The sequence below is a fragment of the Sphingobacterium sp. Mn56C genome (assembly GCF_049319645.1).
Classification (GTDB): Bacteria; Bacteroidota; Bacteroidia; order Sphingobacteriales; family Sphingobacteriaceae; genus Sphingobacterium.
The window spans coordinates 330764-346721 of sequence record NZ_JBMOUC010000002.1; the positions used below are offsets into that span (position 1 = coordinate 330764).

The window sequence follows — 15958 nt, forward strand, 5'->3', positions numbered from 1 at the left end:
CAACAAGCAATGTTAAGCACGTTATATAGATTATTTTTTTGCCTCCTGTTAACACTCTCCTTGGGTAGCTGCACGAATTTTTTAGATGAATCGGATAGATCAAACTTTACGGTAGAAAACTATTTTACAAAACCTGAACATGCATTAGGTATTACCAATGCAACATATGATGCCTTAAAAACCACTACCGGCGGCGGCTTTGGTGGTGCCCCATGGATGATGCTGGAATTTGCTACCGGATTGGCAGACACTGAACTTGGCCAAGCAATGAACAGTATCTTCGTAAAGGATCTTATTAATAATTCAGATAATAGTTATGGCAACAGTTATTGGGTAAGCAGTTATCGGGGTATTGCTAATGCAAACCTCGCCATACAGAAAATCCCCGAAATTGAAATGGATGAGCTTTTAAAAGCCCGATACCTTGGAGAGGTTCATTTTTTGCGTGCATATTATTACTTCAACCTAGTGCGCATTTTTGGGAAAGTACCTTTATTAACAAAGTCTATTGATCTGAATTCATCGGAAATGTATCCACAACAAGCGGAGTTAAAAGATATTTATACCCGCATTGAACAGGACTTATTATTCGCAGAAAACGCCGGCTTGCCCATAACAGATCTTACGGGAAGAGTAAGCCTGCTTGCAACAAAAACATTATTAGCAAATGTTTACCTTACCATGGCAGGATATCCGCTACAGGGAGGGAAAGAATATTATGAGAAAGCATTCCACAAATCTAAGGAAGTCATAGAATCTAAAAAATCAAAACTCTTCTCAAGCTACATGGATCTACACAATCCAGCTAAAAAAAACATAGACGAGCATATTTTTATGGTACAGTTTTCAGCCAACCATCAACCCGCAGGCTGGCAAACTTCTATTATACCCTATAATGGTGGAATTTCTGTGTACGCAGATCAAACAGGAGCCATTTTTGCTAACCGTGATTTTGTAGAATCTTATGCAAAAAATGACCTCCGCAGAGCAGAAAAACAATTTTACTACAAAGAGTATACCTTAGCGTCTAATAGAAATAATAGCAAAGATTTAGGCAATTATTACATTTATAAACTCTTTGATGTAGAGGCACAAGAACGTACTGCACGAAGCCATATGAATTGGCCTCTCCTACGTTATGCCGATGTATTGTTAACATTTGCCGAAGCAGGAAATGAAGTTTTCGGTCCTACGACTGACATATATGATGCGGTTAATCTGCTGCGTAAAAGAGCCGAACTGCCGGATCTTCAAGGGCTATCAAAAGAGGAATTACGCATAGCGATTTTACAAGAAAGATGGTATGAACTTAGTTTTGAAAACAAAACATGGTTCGACATGGCTCGACTACGCTTAGCCTTTAATGTGAAAACTAAAAAATTCGAAAACTTTGTTGGACATACGTTTAGCTATGGTCCCCGCTTAACCGAAAGAGAGCTGCTATTCCCCATTCCAACTGCCGAAATTAGAAATAACACCAATTTAAAACAAAACAATGGATATTAAAACAATCAACATCAGAACCTTGCTATGGCGTGTTAGAACACTCCTAGTAGTAGGTCTACTCTGTAGCCTATGTCTTTCAAATGCGTACAGCCAGCAACCCCCTAAAAAAAAGAAAATCATCTTTCTATCAGGGCCAAAGGATCATGGGCGTCCGGGCCGACATGAATATGAGAAAGATTTACGTGTGCTGGCCTATGGATTAGAAAATGCGACAAATCTTAAAGGTATTACCACCGAGGTGTATGTTGGCAAAGCACCACGCGACATTAATATCTATAAAGATGCCGCTGCCCTAATTATTTTAAGCAGCTCCGACCGTAGTCCAAATGAAACGCACCCTTTATTTCCTCAAGCACCCACTACGGATGGTAAAACCTATGATGCTGAAACATTAAAGTTTTTGCAGCAGCTGGACAGCCTTACCCAGCAAGGGTTAGGTGTGGCTGTATTCCATTTCGCTAGCCATGTAGAAAACTGGACTGCAAGGGGTTATTATGTGAAATGGGTCGGTGGCTTATGGGTGGAAGGGGTCTCTACCAACCCAACGGACAACTGGAAGGTTAGTCTACCGCAGTCTCCAACAGCACAAAAACACCCTATATTGAATGGGGTAAAACCTTGGGAGTATAAAGATGAAATATTTTGTAAGTATATGGTATTAGCTGGTGATCCACAGCGTACAGATTTGCTTTATGCCAAAGCCGAGAAGACCGTACTGCCACAGCAGGTGGCATCTTGGGCTTACCAGCGTGATGTGGGGCGGGGTTTAATGATGGGTGGCATTGATTTTCATTCGAATATGGCTATTGAGGACTATAGAAAGTATCTCCTAAATGGTATTGCGTGGATTGCAGGCTTGGATATTCCAAAAGAAGGAATCGTGGCTCCATTGCCAGCTAATTTTTCTGTAAACGAATAAACGGCAACATACTAATGTTTAAACGGAATATTTGGCTACTGCAAGCTATGCTGGCAGTAGCCATGGCTTTTGTGGCATGCCATTCCTCGGATAAAGATTACCGAAGGAAAAATCAATGGTGGGAATATGGTGGCATGCCTGACCAGTCCAAATATGTCGAAACACAGGAGCTTACCTTAGATAATATCCATAACTTATCCGTAGAATGGGCTTACGAACTTACAGACAATGCATCTTACCAATTTAACCCTATTGTCGTGGATAGTATCATGTATGTGTTGGCACATAATAATTCTTTGGTTGCTTTACATGTAGATACCGGCAGGGAATTGTGGATACATGGCAACCTTAATGGCATCACCAGAAGGGGATTAAATTATTGGGAAAGTGCGGATGGCAAAGACAAAAGGCTACTCTTTACTATTCGCAATACCCTACAGGCTATCGATGCCACTACTGGAAAATCTATTTTAGATTTTGGCGATAAGGGGATTGTATCCTTAAATATAGGCTTGGGTATCGATACCACTAAAGTGGGCCGAACACAGCCCTCAACACCGGGGAGGATTTATAAAAATCTTATCCTTTTGGGGTCCTCACCTGGGGAGGGCCTTTTTTCTACTCCGGGACATTTACGTGCTTTTAATGTCGTTACCGGAAAACTGGCATGGACCTTCCATACCATTCCACAGCCAGGAGAAAAAGGGTATGATAGCTGGCCTAAGGGGGCTTACCAGTATGCCGGTGGTGTCAATGTCTGGGGCGAGATTACTGTAGATGAGAAAAGAGGAATCGCCTATTTTCCGCTGGGCGCCCCTACCTACGATTATTACGGTGCCGACCGCCCGGGCAATAACCTATACGGCAACTCGTTATTAGCATTGGATGCCGAGACGGGGGCTTACCGGTGGCATTTCCAAACCGTGCACCACGATATATGGGATTATGACCTTGCGGCAGCACCCCAGCTTATTCAGGTAAAACATGAAGGCAAAACAATCGATGCTGTGGCACAGGCCTCCAAACAGGGTTTTCTATTTGTTTTCGACCGCGTAACGGGAAAACCGCTATGGCCTATAGAGGAGAGAAGTGTGCCAGCGAGCAAAGTACCTGGAGAGAAGGCGGCGCCTACACAGCCTTTTCCTACTGTTGTACCCCCCTTTAACCGCCAGTATGTCGATGAAAATGCTATTTCGGATATCCTGCTGAGCAAATCTGAATATGACTCGGTACTGTTACGCGTAGCGGCAGCAGCAAATGGGTTTTATACACCGCTGGAATTAGATCGTGAAACAATTAGCTCGCCGGGTGCTGTTGGCGGAGCAAGCTTTGGAAATACGGCCTCCAATCCCGAAAAAGGTATTGTATATGTGATGTCGCAGGATTTTGCATCTTTCTATAAATTGCAAAAAGCTATACCTCATATACCCAGGCAGGCCAACCCAGCAGCAGCACAACAGGATGCCACCCTAAAACAAGGACTATCGGTTTATAATTTGTATTGTAAATCTTGCCATGCTGCAGGTGGTAGCGGACAAATTGGCCCCGCCTTGGTTCAAATAGGAAAAAAAATGTCCTTCCAGAAGTTTAAGGGTTTAGTAGAAACAGGCCAGGGACAGATGCCTGCATTTCAACACCTCGATGAAAATGCTGTGAAAACCATGTACGCTTACTTAAATACCTTGGAACAGGCTGGCGCTACAGCTAAAACGGTGGAAAATGCTCCTAGCAAAAACCCGTTGCTGGTGGCAGAAAATGCGGCCTTCGACCAACATCCAGGACGCGAATTTGTAAACCGAAATCGTAGCGTTTATTACCCCTCTCATATAACCGATACTCCCATAAATAGGTATGTTACGGGCTATGGCTTGGAATTACCTCATGTATTAACGCCTCCATGGTCGTATATCGTAGCGTACGATTTGAATAAGGGTAGTATCTTATGGAAAACACCCTTAGGAACAGATCCTAATGCGGCACGGAAGGGTTTTAAAAACACCGGTGTACCCAATGGTGCTCAGCGTAAGGGCATGTTAGTCACATCGTCCGGGATATTATTTGCTACGGCCAATGATGGATTTATTTATGCCTATAATAGCGCAGATGGTAAGGAAATATGGAAACATGAGCTCCCTTTAACTTCAGAGGCTCTTCCTTCCTTTTACAGCCGCAATGGTAAAGATTATATTGTTGTCAACGCCACGACTACGCAGCCTCTAAGTTATAAATCATCGCAAAACACGACAAAACCTAAAACAACAAAAGGAGCCTATATCGTGTTTTCCTTAAAAAAGAGTTAATTATGAATAGAAAACAATTTCTACTTTCCTCCGGCTTACTACTTACTGTAGGATTTTCGAGCAGTATGATACGTTTTAATCCTCGAAAAATGGATAGAATTGGTCTCGGCACTGTAATTTTCCGGGATAGGTTTATACAAACAAAACCTAAAACCATTACGCCCGTAAACGGACCTTTAACCTTATTGGAAATTCCTACATATTATAAAGACCGTTTCGGAATAAACCAAATTGAATTCTGGAGCGAGCATTTTGAATCGTTACAGCCGAATTACTTAAACCAACTAAAAGCTCAAATTAAAAAGCAGGGAAGTACGTTAATTAACGTGCAGGTAGATGTAGACTATGACCTGGCTTCGACAGATGAAACACGCCGAAAAAGCAGCTTATCATTGGTAAAAAACTGGGTCGATGCAGCAGCATTTTTGGGCTCCAGGGCGGTACGCGTTAACCCGGGTCGTGCAAATGGGCACATCGACCAAAGTATAAAGTCTATGCAGGAAATTAGTGCTTATGCCCGTTCCAAAAAGTTGATATTGCTGTCAGAGAACCATTTTGGTATCGAAATGGATCCGGATAAACATATAGAGATCTTAAAAAAATCGGGGCCAAATCATTATACGCTACCCGACTTTGGCAATTATCCGGTAGAGGGGATGTACGAATCGTTAGCGAAAATAATACCTTATGCGTATATGATATCGGCCAAAATTAAGGATGTCGATAGCACCTTCCAGAGCCTAAGTTATGACTATAAAAGATGCATCGAGCTAGCCGAAAGTTTGGGCTTCAAGGGTATCTACTGCCTGGAGCAATGGAGCCCTAATGAACAACTGATAGACTTTGAAAAACTTACCGATACGTTGATTGCAGATAGCTTACAAGCTATCTACCCATCCAGCCCCCATCGACGGTAAGTATGGTACCCTGTACATAGGCTGCAGCATCGGAGGCAAGAAATACAGCAGGGCCTTTAAAGTCCTGCGGTTCGCCCCAGCGTCCGGCAGGGATACGGTCGAGGATAGCCGTTGCTCGGCTAGTGTCCTTGCGCAGGGCTTCGGTATTGTCGGTAGCAATATATCCGGGTGCTATAGCATTTACATTAATACCTTGGCATGCCCACTCGTTGGCAAAAGCTTTGGTAAGCGATGCGATAGCACCCTTGGATGCAGCATAGCCGGGTACGTTTATACCGCCTTGGAATGATAATAAGGAAGCCGTAAATATAATTTTTCCATACCCACGCGCCAGCATATCCTTACCAATTTCTCGGGTAAGGATAAACTGCGCATTTTGATTGATTTCAATAATCTCATCCCAATAAGCATCGGGATGTTCTGCTGCAGGCTTCCGCAGTATATTACCGGCATTATTAAAAAGTATATCGATTTGCGGATGTTCCTCCCTTACTTGTTTAATAAAGGAATATAAATTGTCGCGCTTCGAAAAGTCACACTGGTAGGCATAGAAGTTCCTACCCAAAGCGTTTACGGCTTCGGCTACATCGGAACCCTGCACAGGCAATGTTGCCGACACGCCAATAATATCTGCCCCAGCTTCCGCCAACCCTTCGGCAATAGCTTTTCCAATACCCCGTTTACAGCCCGTAACGAGGGCTACTTTTCCGGTAAGATCAAATGATTGATGTAATGACATGATACTTTTTCTTTATTATTCTTTATTATTTAAGGTGAACAGTAAGTGGGCTTTTTACGCGGTGTTTAAAAGCTTCTACAGCGTCGTTCCATTGCTGTGCAGTGGTTATTTTTCCGGCTCTATCCCAGGCAGCGCCATTGTAATAAATAAATGGGGTGCCATTGTCTATATGCGTAGCCAATAATGCCTGTTCTTTACGGTCAGGATGATACTTCGCCCCTTTAAATGGCAAAATTAAAGCGACACCCGTACGACCGTGCCCATCCATATCGGGCTCCCAATAGGCCAATGTAGATCCATCGGCTGCTACCGTAAGGGCCGGATTATCTTCCTTCCGCTTTGCGACACCGACCACAATGGGCGTGCGCTGCCGATCTTTATTGTTCAAGTCTATTTGTATTTTATTGAAGTTAGATCCCGCATCCAATGAAATAGTTTTTTGAAATGCCACCCTCTGGCCTTTTATGACCTGAGGTTCATAGTCTAACCTAAATGTTGTACGCAGCGGACCATTATCCAAAACCTGATGTCCGCGGTAATGCCAAGTATACTGCACCTCCTTATCCAAGAACAGCGCCATATCGCCTGCACCTAACGTTTGCCCTACCGAATAATAATCTAGGCCCTCGCCATGATCTTTATGGTAATCATTCGTTTTGTACCAATGATCAATAATTAAACGATCCGTTCTCTTCGCCCAGTAATCCATCCCTTGGGCATCATCTTTATGGCCTTCCAATGCTTTCCCATACAAACGAAACGCTACCACATCATTCTCCCAGGCAAAGTCGTCTAAACGTTCGGGCACATAACGTGCATACGTCTTTGATGCAACTGCGGGTGCTGCTTCAGGAGCGACATGGAGTACCTGCTGCTGGCCTGCAGGTACAGCAACCTGTAGCAATACATGCTGCGGTTTCTGCTGCCCCAATTTTTCCAATTGATGCACTATAACCTGACCCTTGGTATCCCGCACTGTAAAAATGGAATCCACCTGAAAGTGCTGCACAAAATTTTCGTAGGGTATAACCACTATTTCCTTTCGATCATACGTATCTGAATTAGACACAATAATCTGACGCTGCTGCTGCGACCATCCCTGACCGCTCAGGCATACGCCCAACATAAAAGTTAAAAACAATCTTCTCATATTAACGTAGTGCTGATATATTGCATTTATCCATATCATCATAATCCATATTCTCGCCCGCCATGCCCCAAATAAAAGTATAATTGCTTGTCCCTGCTCCTGCATGTATAGACCATGGTGGTGAAATAACCGCCTGTTCGTTTTGTAGCCAAATATGGCGTGTCTCATTTACAGGCCCCATAAAGTGGGATACAGCCTGCCCTTCGGGCACATCGAAATAAAAATAAACCTCCATTCTACGGTCATGTGTATGCGCCGGCATAGTATTCCATACCGATCCCGTCTGTAGGGCTGTCATCCCCATCTGCAACTGACAGGTTTCAATGACTGTATGTAGCAACATTTGGTTTATAACCCGATGATTTGCTGTCTCATAAGAGCCGAGTTCAATTTTATGTGCCTCAGCATTTGTCACTTTTTTTGTCGGGTAATGGTGGTGTGCTGGCGTAGAGTTAAGGTAAAATTTGGCAGGTTTATAGGGGTCATTACTCTTAAAAAATACCTCCACCGCACCCTTACCAATATAAAGGGCTTCTTTATGGTCTAAGGTATAGGCCTCGCCATCCACAATAACCTGACCTGCGCCACCCACATTAATAATTCCCAGTTCGCGACGTGCTAAAAAATAAGGCTCTTTCAATAAAGGCGCTATCGTTTCTAATTTAACCTCCTCATCTACAGGCATGGCTCCACCAACCATATACCGATCGTAATGGCTGTAGACAAAGTGCAGGCGGTTTTTCCAAAATAATTGATCAATCAGAAAATTTTCCCGAAGGCCGGCAGTATCCAGGTGCTTACATTCATTCGGTCCGATTGCATACCTACTTTCAAAAGTTAATTCCATAGTAATAATTTATGTTACAATATGCTTAAAATAGGAAACAAAGCAACAGTAACTCGGTTTTAACTACGAAATCGATTTCGAAAACGCCAATACCTTTTACGATACAGTGGATTTCCGAGGTACCAACGTTGATTCCAATACAATGGTATCAAAATCTGCATGTAGACGTTTTCTATGGTGTATAAGCTCGACAAGCTTCTCCACCGCCTGATAACCCATTTGTTTCGCCGGCTGTACCACTGTAGATAATGCCGGATTCATCGAATCGGCAGCCTCAGTATTCGCAAAACCCACCACCGCAACCTGCTCTGGCACGGCCACCCCCAAATTGGATAGTATACCTAAGGAGCCCACGGTTAGGGTATCTGTTGTGCCCAACAGCCCTATAGGATGGTTAAATTCGTTTAGCTTTTTGGCTAATAGATGGGTCAGATTCGTTATAAGATTGTCCTTAGCTTGCTCATACTCTACGGATATAATATACTCTTCTTTAAAATCCAGGTAGTTGGCCAATAAGGCTTTTTTGTATCCGACAATACGTTTATTCGTGACGCCGATATTTTGAACACTTAAAAGTAATATATCCTTTCGCCCCATATCAATAAGATGCTGCGTGGCTAAATACGCTCCCTTCTCATTATCAACACCTATTTTATGTGTATCCAAATCATAATCTATACGATCTACCAAAACAAGAGGTACCTGCAGGGAAATTTGTTTGAGGTATTTTACACAGCTGTTGGCGCAGGGTGAAATAATAATACCATCAATGTTTTGCATACATAAAGCCTGTAGCGAGTCTTGCTCGAGCTCGATATTTTCGCGGCTCTGCATAAATATCAGCTTATAGTTACTGTCGTATGCCGCTTGATGTGCTCCCTCTAAAATCTGCGATTGAAAGGGGTTGGATAGATAGGGAATGATAACACCAATGGTATTGCTACGCCCAGTTTTTAGACTTTTGGCCAGAATATTGGGTTTGTACTTATACATATCTGCCAAATCACGGACACGCTGTTTGGTATCGTTGCTAATTTCGTAGCTATCGTTAAGAGCTTTAGATACAGTAGAAGCAGATAATCCCAGTTTTTGGGCTAGTTCTTTCAGTGTCATTGGAGCGGAATATAAATATAAAAATAAAGTGGTTATTAGTTGCGATTGTTCGTTAAGTTATAGGCTTATACTCTTATAAAGATAATAATTTCATAGTTATAAACTCAATGTTTTAACGATATACTATTTGCACCGTATTATTTATCCCCTTTTTGTCCATTCAATAAATAATATAATCTATCCATCAGCGACTTAATAGCCTTTATATTTATCCTTTCAAAAAACTAACCAAAAATTAAACCATCTAATCATGAAACGTTATCGTATTTTTCGTAAAATACGCCCTCTTCAGGCGTTTTTTTATGCGCTGCTATTCATTCTACTGCATGGCCATGCATGGGGCCAGCAAACCTTAAAGGGCGTAGTAACCGATAGCCTGCATAAACCTATCAGCAATGTGACTATTACTATTTCTGGCACGAAGAAATCAACATCAACAGACCAAAAAGGCCGATTTAACCTGGATAGACCGGCCAATGCAACGCTACTTGTTAGTAGTATAGGTTATCAATCGCAACGTATTACCCTGCAAGGGCAAACGGAGCTAACCTTGGTATTAAAAGCCGAGAATAAGACCATGGAGGAGGTTATTGTTGTCGGGGCATCCCTGAAGAAGAGCGACTTAACTGGTGCTGTCGTTAATGTTAATGAGGCGACCCTAAATGAAAGACCTGTTACCAATATCAACGATGCTTTACAGGGTAAAGCTGCGGGTGTGTTTATAAAAACTAACCCACAACCCGGCGGCGACGCAACGATAAAAATACGGGGAAATAACTCCATGCAATATGGGGGTAATCCTATTTATGTAGTCGATGGAATTGTGATGGAAGAAGATTTTAATATGTTAAATCTTAGTGATATTACCTCGGTAAATATTTTGAAAGATGCCTCCTCCACCGCCTTGTATGGCTCTCGTGGCGCCCAAGGGGTGGTATTAATTACAACGAAAAAAGGAAGTGCTGGTGAGGGGAAAATTAGCTATGATGCTTGGGTAGGGGTACATAAATTTACCAATACGGATCTTACCTTAGGTGCAAAGGATAGCTATGAATTGCGGATTGATGCACTTGAGAATTCCAATTCTGTGGGTAAGAAATTTTACGATGCAAACCCTGGTTCAACGCGCCAGGACTTTATTGACAAAGAGTTATTTGGCCCCGGAAAATTATGGTTTGCCGACTATGAAAGGGAAAGCTATAAAAATGGAGAATCGTATAATTGGCTGGATGCCGTAACGCGAACGGCAGTAGAACAAAATCATGCTTTAGCATTTTCTGGTGGTAGTGACAAGGGGAGTTTTTTTATGAGCTTTGGTTACAATAACAGAGAGGGATTGGTAAAAAAATCAAACTATAAACGTTACTCTGGTCGCTTAAATGCAGAGCGTGAAATTAAACCTTGGTTAAAAGTTGGTACGAATACATCTTATGTCTCGACGGTTGATAACTATACCGACGGGAAGGTATTTGGTGTCGCTCAAAACGCTAACCCTTTACTGCCTTTATCTACAGACTCGCTACGGCTGGCCTGGGGAAATAATTGGGATGTAAACATGGAAAACCCTTTTAACACCCTGAAAATAGATAAGGATAGGTTCCGTAATAAACTATTATCTTCTAACTATATTAATATAAACCCTATTCCTGGCTTAAATTTTCGCTCTACTTTCTCTGTAGACCTTACCCAGTCAAAGTATTACGAATATATTCCTAGCGACATCCAACAGGCGAAACGCGAGTCGTATAAAGGCAAGGCTACCCATAACTTTGACCATAGTAATAACTTCCAGTGGGATAATACCATTACGTATGCAACAACCTTAAACAAGCATAGTTTTGATGGTTTACTTGCTACAAATTATAGCAGGATGAAAAGGGATTATACGAATGTGGCAGCGCGTGATTTTCCTATTGACGATTTTGGATATTATAACTTAGGTGCTGCATACGATAAACCGAACTTCGTGTTAGGCTCCGACTTTTATAATGCAACGATTATGTCGTATGTCGCGCGTGCAAACTACAATTATGATAATAGGTACTTCGCTACCGTAACCGGACGATACGATGGATCTTCAAAATTTGCTAGGGGCCACCGTTGGGGTTTGTTTCCTTCCCTAGCGCTGGCTTGGAACCTTAGAAATGAGGCGTTTTTAAAGGATGCTGATTTTTTAAGTTTGTTGAAACTTAGAGCTGGATATGGACAGGTGGGTAATCAGCGTATTCCCGACTTTGCTTTCTATAGCCTTTATTCTCCTGCTTATACAAATGGCAGTGTTAACTTTAATTCAACCAATGTCAGAGGGACACCAAATATTAGTTGGGAAAGACAGAAACAACTTAATATAGGCTTGGATGTTGCACTATGGAGCAATAGATTGTCTTTTACAGCCGAGTATTTTGATATTGTAAATTCTGACTTGCTGATGAGGCGTACCTTAAGCACACTTACCGGTTATGGAGCGGCAATTGTAAATATTGGGGAGATGACTAATAAAGGCATGGAATTTACAATTGAAGGGAAAATTGTGAACAAGCAAGACTTCAAATGGAGTTTAGCAACCAACCTGTCGTTCGACAAAAATAAGGTGACCAAATTATTCGGTAATGTAGATGCCATTTATAATTTGGGTGGGTATACGCGTACAGAGATCCAACGCGAAGGCAATTTTTTTATCGGACAGTCGATAAATAATATTTATATGTGGGAATTCGACAGAATTATGCAGGTGTCGGATTTGGACTATGTTAAAGGGATGAACTGGTCGGGTAAAACGCCGGAGCCTGGAGATATTCTTCCCAAAGACCAACAGGCACCTGGACAACCGGGGCATGGTATTATTGACCAAAATGACCGTGTAATCGTTGGTAAAAAAGACCCTAAATTTTACGGTGGTTTTTCTACTAATGTAAGTTATAAAGCGCTTAGTTTAAATGCTGTATTGGTGTATAGTTATGGTGCTAAGGCTATCAGTGGCTTTTATGAGGGCTTAATGAATGGTACAGGGTATGGCCCTGCACATAAGGATATGCTGAAAAGATGGACCCCGGAAAACCAAAGCTCCAACATTCCGCGTGCTACCTACGATAATGCGGCACGTTTCTCTGCCGGCGACACGTCTTGGGGTTTACAGGATGCCAGCTTCCTGCGTTTAGCGACTTTATCGCTAGCTTACGATATTCCAAAAGCGGCTTTAAAGCAAATTGGTCTGAATGGTTTACGTATTAACCTATCGGGCAATAATTTATTCAATGTGACCAAGTACAAAGGATATGACCCTGAAAATGGGGATTGGTACCCTACGGCAAGAACGTTTGTGTTTGGCTTAAATGTAAACTTATAAAATTTTAATTTTTTAAATCTGACTGACATGATTCCTAAAATATTTAAATCTTTAACCGGACTATGCTTGCTGGTTCTTGTACATAGTTGTTCGTTGGAAGAAATGCCTAAAACAATGTTGACTGAGGAACAGGTTTATGGCGATGATAATAATATTAAATTGTTGATATCTGGCCTTTATACGCAATGGAGAAATACCAAACAGGATCGCGGGGGCTTTATGTTTTCCTTAGGTAGTGATGAGGCGAAACAGGGTAGCCTGCAGGTGCTGGAAAGTAGCGTTCAGGGTGCATTGGATAGCTACAACAGTGGCTTTAACGCGGCAAACACTTCCTTGTCGGAACAATGGAGCAAAAGGTGGCCTGTTATTACCGCTGCTGCTAAAGCAGTAAAGTATGCCAAAACTCCGGCCTTGCAAGCACAGGCTCGCTTTATTCGGGCAACCTTAACTTTTGAACTGGCCATGTTATGGGGCCCTATACCAATTATCGATATGGATAATATGCGCGAATCCAGACAACCTGAAAAGGATGTTTTCCAGTTTGTGATTCAAGATCTGGAATATGCGAGCATGCATTTACAAGACCAGGAAAGCGATAAAAAGATACCTACAAAAGGCGCGGCTTTAGCGTTATTGGGAAAGGTGTACCTGTATGCACCGCAGGCAACAGAAATACGTAATTATGAAAAAGCTATCAGTTACTTTGATCAGGTAATACCGAAGTACGCCTTGTTAGACAACTATGCAGATTTGTTTAATACCTCCTTGAATCAAAATTCTTCGGAATCGATTTACGCCTTTCAATTTGTAAATATCTATCCGGATAATAATATGGCGCAACATCATGCGGGCTCCAGGGCGGTGGCCGACTTGGATGGAAACTGCTCCTTCGGTGGCTATGACCTTATTTTGCCGACGGCTTATTACCATAATGATATTGCCAATGGTGGTGTTTGGGAACCTGGTGATTCGCGTAAGCTGGCGAGTATACGTTACGATTTTACGCTACCCGACGGGCGCATACCGAAGATTACCTGGACCGGGCAGCAGGATGAATTGGAGCCGCATACCCGTAAATTTGAAGATGGCAGAACGCAAGGAAAACAAAACTTCTGGAACTCTGGAGGACTGATTTACTACTTGCGCCTTTCGGATATTATTCTCGCCAAAGTGGAGTGTTTAAATGAGCTTGGCAAGACTAATGAAGCCATACAGTTGCTAAATAGTACGGTACGTAAAAGGGCTTTTAAAAATAATATCCCTGCAGCATACAGCCTTGCGGGGTACAGCCAAAGTCAGTTGAGGGATTATATTATGGACGAACGTATGCGGGAACTGGGCTTTGAAGGCTGGCGAAGAATGGACCTTATACGTACAGGCAACCTGGTGAAATATGTCTCCCAGCGTAACCCATGGGCTAAGGCCTCGGGAATGCTGAAGGAGTTTCATAACCGTTATCCTATACCAGATTCTGAAATTAAACAGAACGATATGATTACAGAAGCTGATCAAAACCCTGGGTATTAACAAATAGCAAATAAAGGAGTAAACTACGCAAAAGTGGGTGGTTTACTCTTTTTTTTTCTGCGCTTTCCATTTAGGAGTGCCTCAGCATATTGTAGGTACGGCAAAGTTTAGGTGTAGGTTTAGGTGTAGGTTTAGGTGTAGGTTAAGGTTTAGGTATGTATTGATGCTGACACCTGAGATTATCCTTAGGCTTTGGCATCGGTATTTGTATATATTTCGTCTAATAAAGCATATAACTTCGGGTGATCTTCTTTTAGAAGCTGCGGCTTTTCAAAGAAATACTCGGATATAACGGCTAAAAATTCGGCTGGATTAGTTGCCGCATAATCGCGGATATCGGAATCTGTCGTGCGTATTTCGCGTATGGTTTTATTCATTTCATGTAACCAGGGTTGGATAAGCTCTTTGGGAATAAGGTATTCAGGAATACCATCGATAGCTCCATCGGCTTTATCTATAAGGTGTACAAATTCGTGAATAGCGGTATTCCCGTCTGCATTCTTCTTAAATCCGGCACGCAAGGCGGGCTGAGAAAGGATCATCTTATGGTTTAACGCCCCAGTGCCAACCATGCCTGCAACATTTCTATGCCCCTCCTGCGTATCAAACTTCTCCGTAAAAAAATCTGGATAAATCAATACCTCATCCAAATTTTCGTACGCCCAATTTTTAAAATGAAACAAGGGTATAGTAGCACTTGCGGCTACAAGGACCTTATCGGTAACGGTAACCACAGCCCCTTTTTCCGCAGAAATTTTTGTTCGACGTAAAAAATATAACACCCGTTTTCGAAATATATCTTTGTCTGCCGTAGCTAGTTTTTTATAAAATAAAACTTCTAAATCTAGTATTGCGCCAATTTCTTCCTCCGAAAAATTAATTTGCGGAATTTCTGCTTTTCCCTTCCGTAAAACCAGATAAATAAGAAATAATCCTATAATAAAAATTATCCCTGTTATTAAATAAGGATTGTACATTGTTAATTTTCTATATTTATAACTTTAAGTTAATAAAAAGTTTTGAAAATGAAACAATATCACTATTCAGATGGACAACGATCCTTTGGCCCAACATCTTTAGAAGATTTAAGAACATTGGCCATAAAACCAGATACATTAATATGGACAGCCGAATTAGTGAACTGGACACAGGCACAGCACGTTCCAGAATTAGCAGATTTATTTGCTAACACAGAAGCCAGCACTGCTGACTCCAATGTGCCACCCTTGTCGGGCTCCTATGTTCCTCCGGCACAACCAACACATTACCAGCAGTCTGCAATAAATAAGGAACGCCCTAAAACATATTTAGTGGCGAGTATTCTAACGACCATATTTTTCTTTTGGCCTTTGGGCATACCGTCTATTGTTTACGCGTCACGCGTAGAGCGTAAATTTAATATGGGCGATATTCAAGGCGCGTACAGCGACTCGGCAAATGCGAAGAAATGGATTCTTATTAACGTTATTGTAACGTTATTATTTTACCTCGTGATATTTAGTATCTTCGGTTTAACAATCTTTAGCGCCATACAACAAAACAGTAATTTTGCTCTCTAATTGGCACGATAAAAAAGCCCCGGTTCAAAATTGAA

The 15958-nt window shown here is 42.0% G+C and carries 12 protein-coding genes; 7 read left to right on the forward strand and 5 right to left on the reverse strand.

Going from position 1 to position 15958, the window contains the following annotated elements:
• Positions 1 to 9: 9 nt before the first annotated feature.
• The 4 genes from ACL9RF_RS08855 to ACL9RF_RS08870 are packed head-to-tail and all read left to right on the forward strand — an operon-like array spanning position 10 to position 5642.
• Complete coding sequence (locus ACL9RF_RS08855) at positions 10 to 1506, forward strand: RagB/SusD family nutrient uptake outer membrane protein (RefSeq protein WP_422800252.1); 1497 nt, start codon at positions 10 to 12, stop codon at positions 1504 to 1506.
• Positions 1496 to 2425, forward strand: coding sequence for a ThuA domain-containing protein (locus ACL9RF_RS08860; protein ID WP_422800253.1), 930 nt, complete (start codon positions 1496 to 1498; stop codon positions 2423 to 2425). The genes ACL9RF_RS08855 and ACL9RF_RS08860 overlap by 11 nt, the downstream gene beginning before the upstream one ends.
• A 14-nt stretch (positions 2426 to 2439) precedes the next feature.
• Positions 2440 to 4725: a PQQ-binding-like beta-propeller repeat protein gene (locus tag ACL9RF_RS08865; RefSeq protein ID WP_422800254.1), complete on the forward strand. Its 2286-nt coding sequence runs from the start codon at positions 2440 to 2442 to the stop codon at positions 4723 to 4725.
• 2 nt (positions 4726 to 4727) lie between these two features.
• Entirely contained in the window at positions 4728 to 5642 is a 915-nt protein-coding gene (locus ACL9RF_RS08870) for a sugar phosphate isomerase/epimerase family protein (protein ID WP_422800255.1), read from the forward strand.
• Here the strand turns inward: ACL9RF_RS08870 and ACL9RF_RS08875 are convergent.
• The 4 genes from ACL9RF_RS08875 to ACL9RF_RS08890 form a co-directional block, all read right to left on the reverse strand.
• A complete protein-coding gene (locus ACL9RF_RS08875) occupies positions 5611 to 6381 on the reverse strand; it encodes an SDR family oxidoreductase (protein WP_422800256.1) in 771 nt (256 codons plus the stop codon). The genes ACL9RF_RS08870 and ACL9RF_RS08875 overlap by 32 nt on opposite strands.
• A gap of 25 nt (positions 6382 to 6406) precedes the next feature.
• The gene (locus ACL9RF_RS08880; protein WP_422800257.1) at positions 6407 to 7531 is read right to left on the reverse strand and encodes a DUF4861 family protein; all 1125 of its coding nucleotides are present in this window, start codon (positions 7529 to 7531) and stop codon (positions 6407 to 6409) included.
• A gap of 1 nt (position 7532) precedes the next feature.
• Positions 7533 to 8378 (reverse strand): 5-dehydro-4-deoxy-D-glucuronate isomerase, encoded by an 846-nt coding sequence (gene kduI / locus ACL9RF_RS08885; protein WP_422800258.1) that lies wholly within the window; start codon positions 8376 to 8378, stop codon positions 7533 to 7535.
• Between the two features lie 96 nt (positions 8379 to 8474).
• The gene (locus ACL9RF_RS08890; RefSeq protein ID WP_422800259.1) at positions 8475 to 9491 is read right to left on the reverse strand and encodes a LacI family DNA-binding transcriptional regulator; all 1017 of its coding nucleotides are present in this window, start codon (positions 9489 to 9491) and stop codon (positions 8475 to 8477) included.
• 250 nt (positions 9492 to 9741) lie between these two features.
• On the opposite strand from ACL9RF_RS08890, the gene ACL9RF_RS08895 reads away from it, so the two are divergent.
• The gene (locus tag ACL9RF_RS08895; RefSeq protein ID WP_422800260.1) at positions 9742 to 12837 is read left to right on the forward strand and encodes a SusC/RagA family TonB-linked outer membrane protein; all 3096 of its coding nucleotides are present in this window, start codon (positions 9742 to 9744) and stop codon (positions 12835 to 12837) included.
• 27 nt (positions 12838 to 12864) lie between these two features.
• Entirely contained in the window at positions 12865 to 14364 is a 1500-nt protein-coding gene (locus tag ACL9RF_RS08900) for a RagB/SusD family nutrient uptake outer membrane protein (protein ID WP_422800261.1), read from the forward strand.
• 185 nt (positions 14365 to 14549) lie between these two features.
• Here the strand turns inward: ACL9RF_RS08900 and ACL9RF_RS08905 are convergent, their stop codons facing one another.
• Positions 14550 to 15341, reverse strand: coding sequence for a zinc-dependent peptidase (locus tag ACL9RF_RS08905; RefSeq protein ID WP_422800262.1), 792 nt, complete (start codon positions 15339 to 15341; stop codon positions 14550 to 14552).
• A 48-nt stretch (positions 15342 to 15389) separates the two neighbouring features.
• Between ACL9RF_RS08905 and ACL9RF_RS08910 the strand changes: the two genes are divergently transcribed.
• Complete coding sequence (locus ACL9RF_RS08910; RefSeq protein WP_422800263.1) at positions 15390 to 15923, forward strand: CD225/dispanin family protein; 534 nt, start codon at positions 15390 to 15392, stop codon at positions 15921 to 15923.
• Positions 15924 to 15958: the final 35 nt, after the last annotated feature.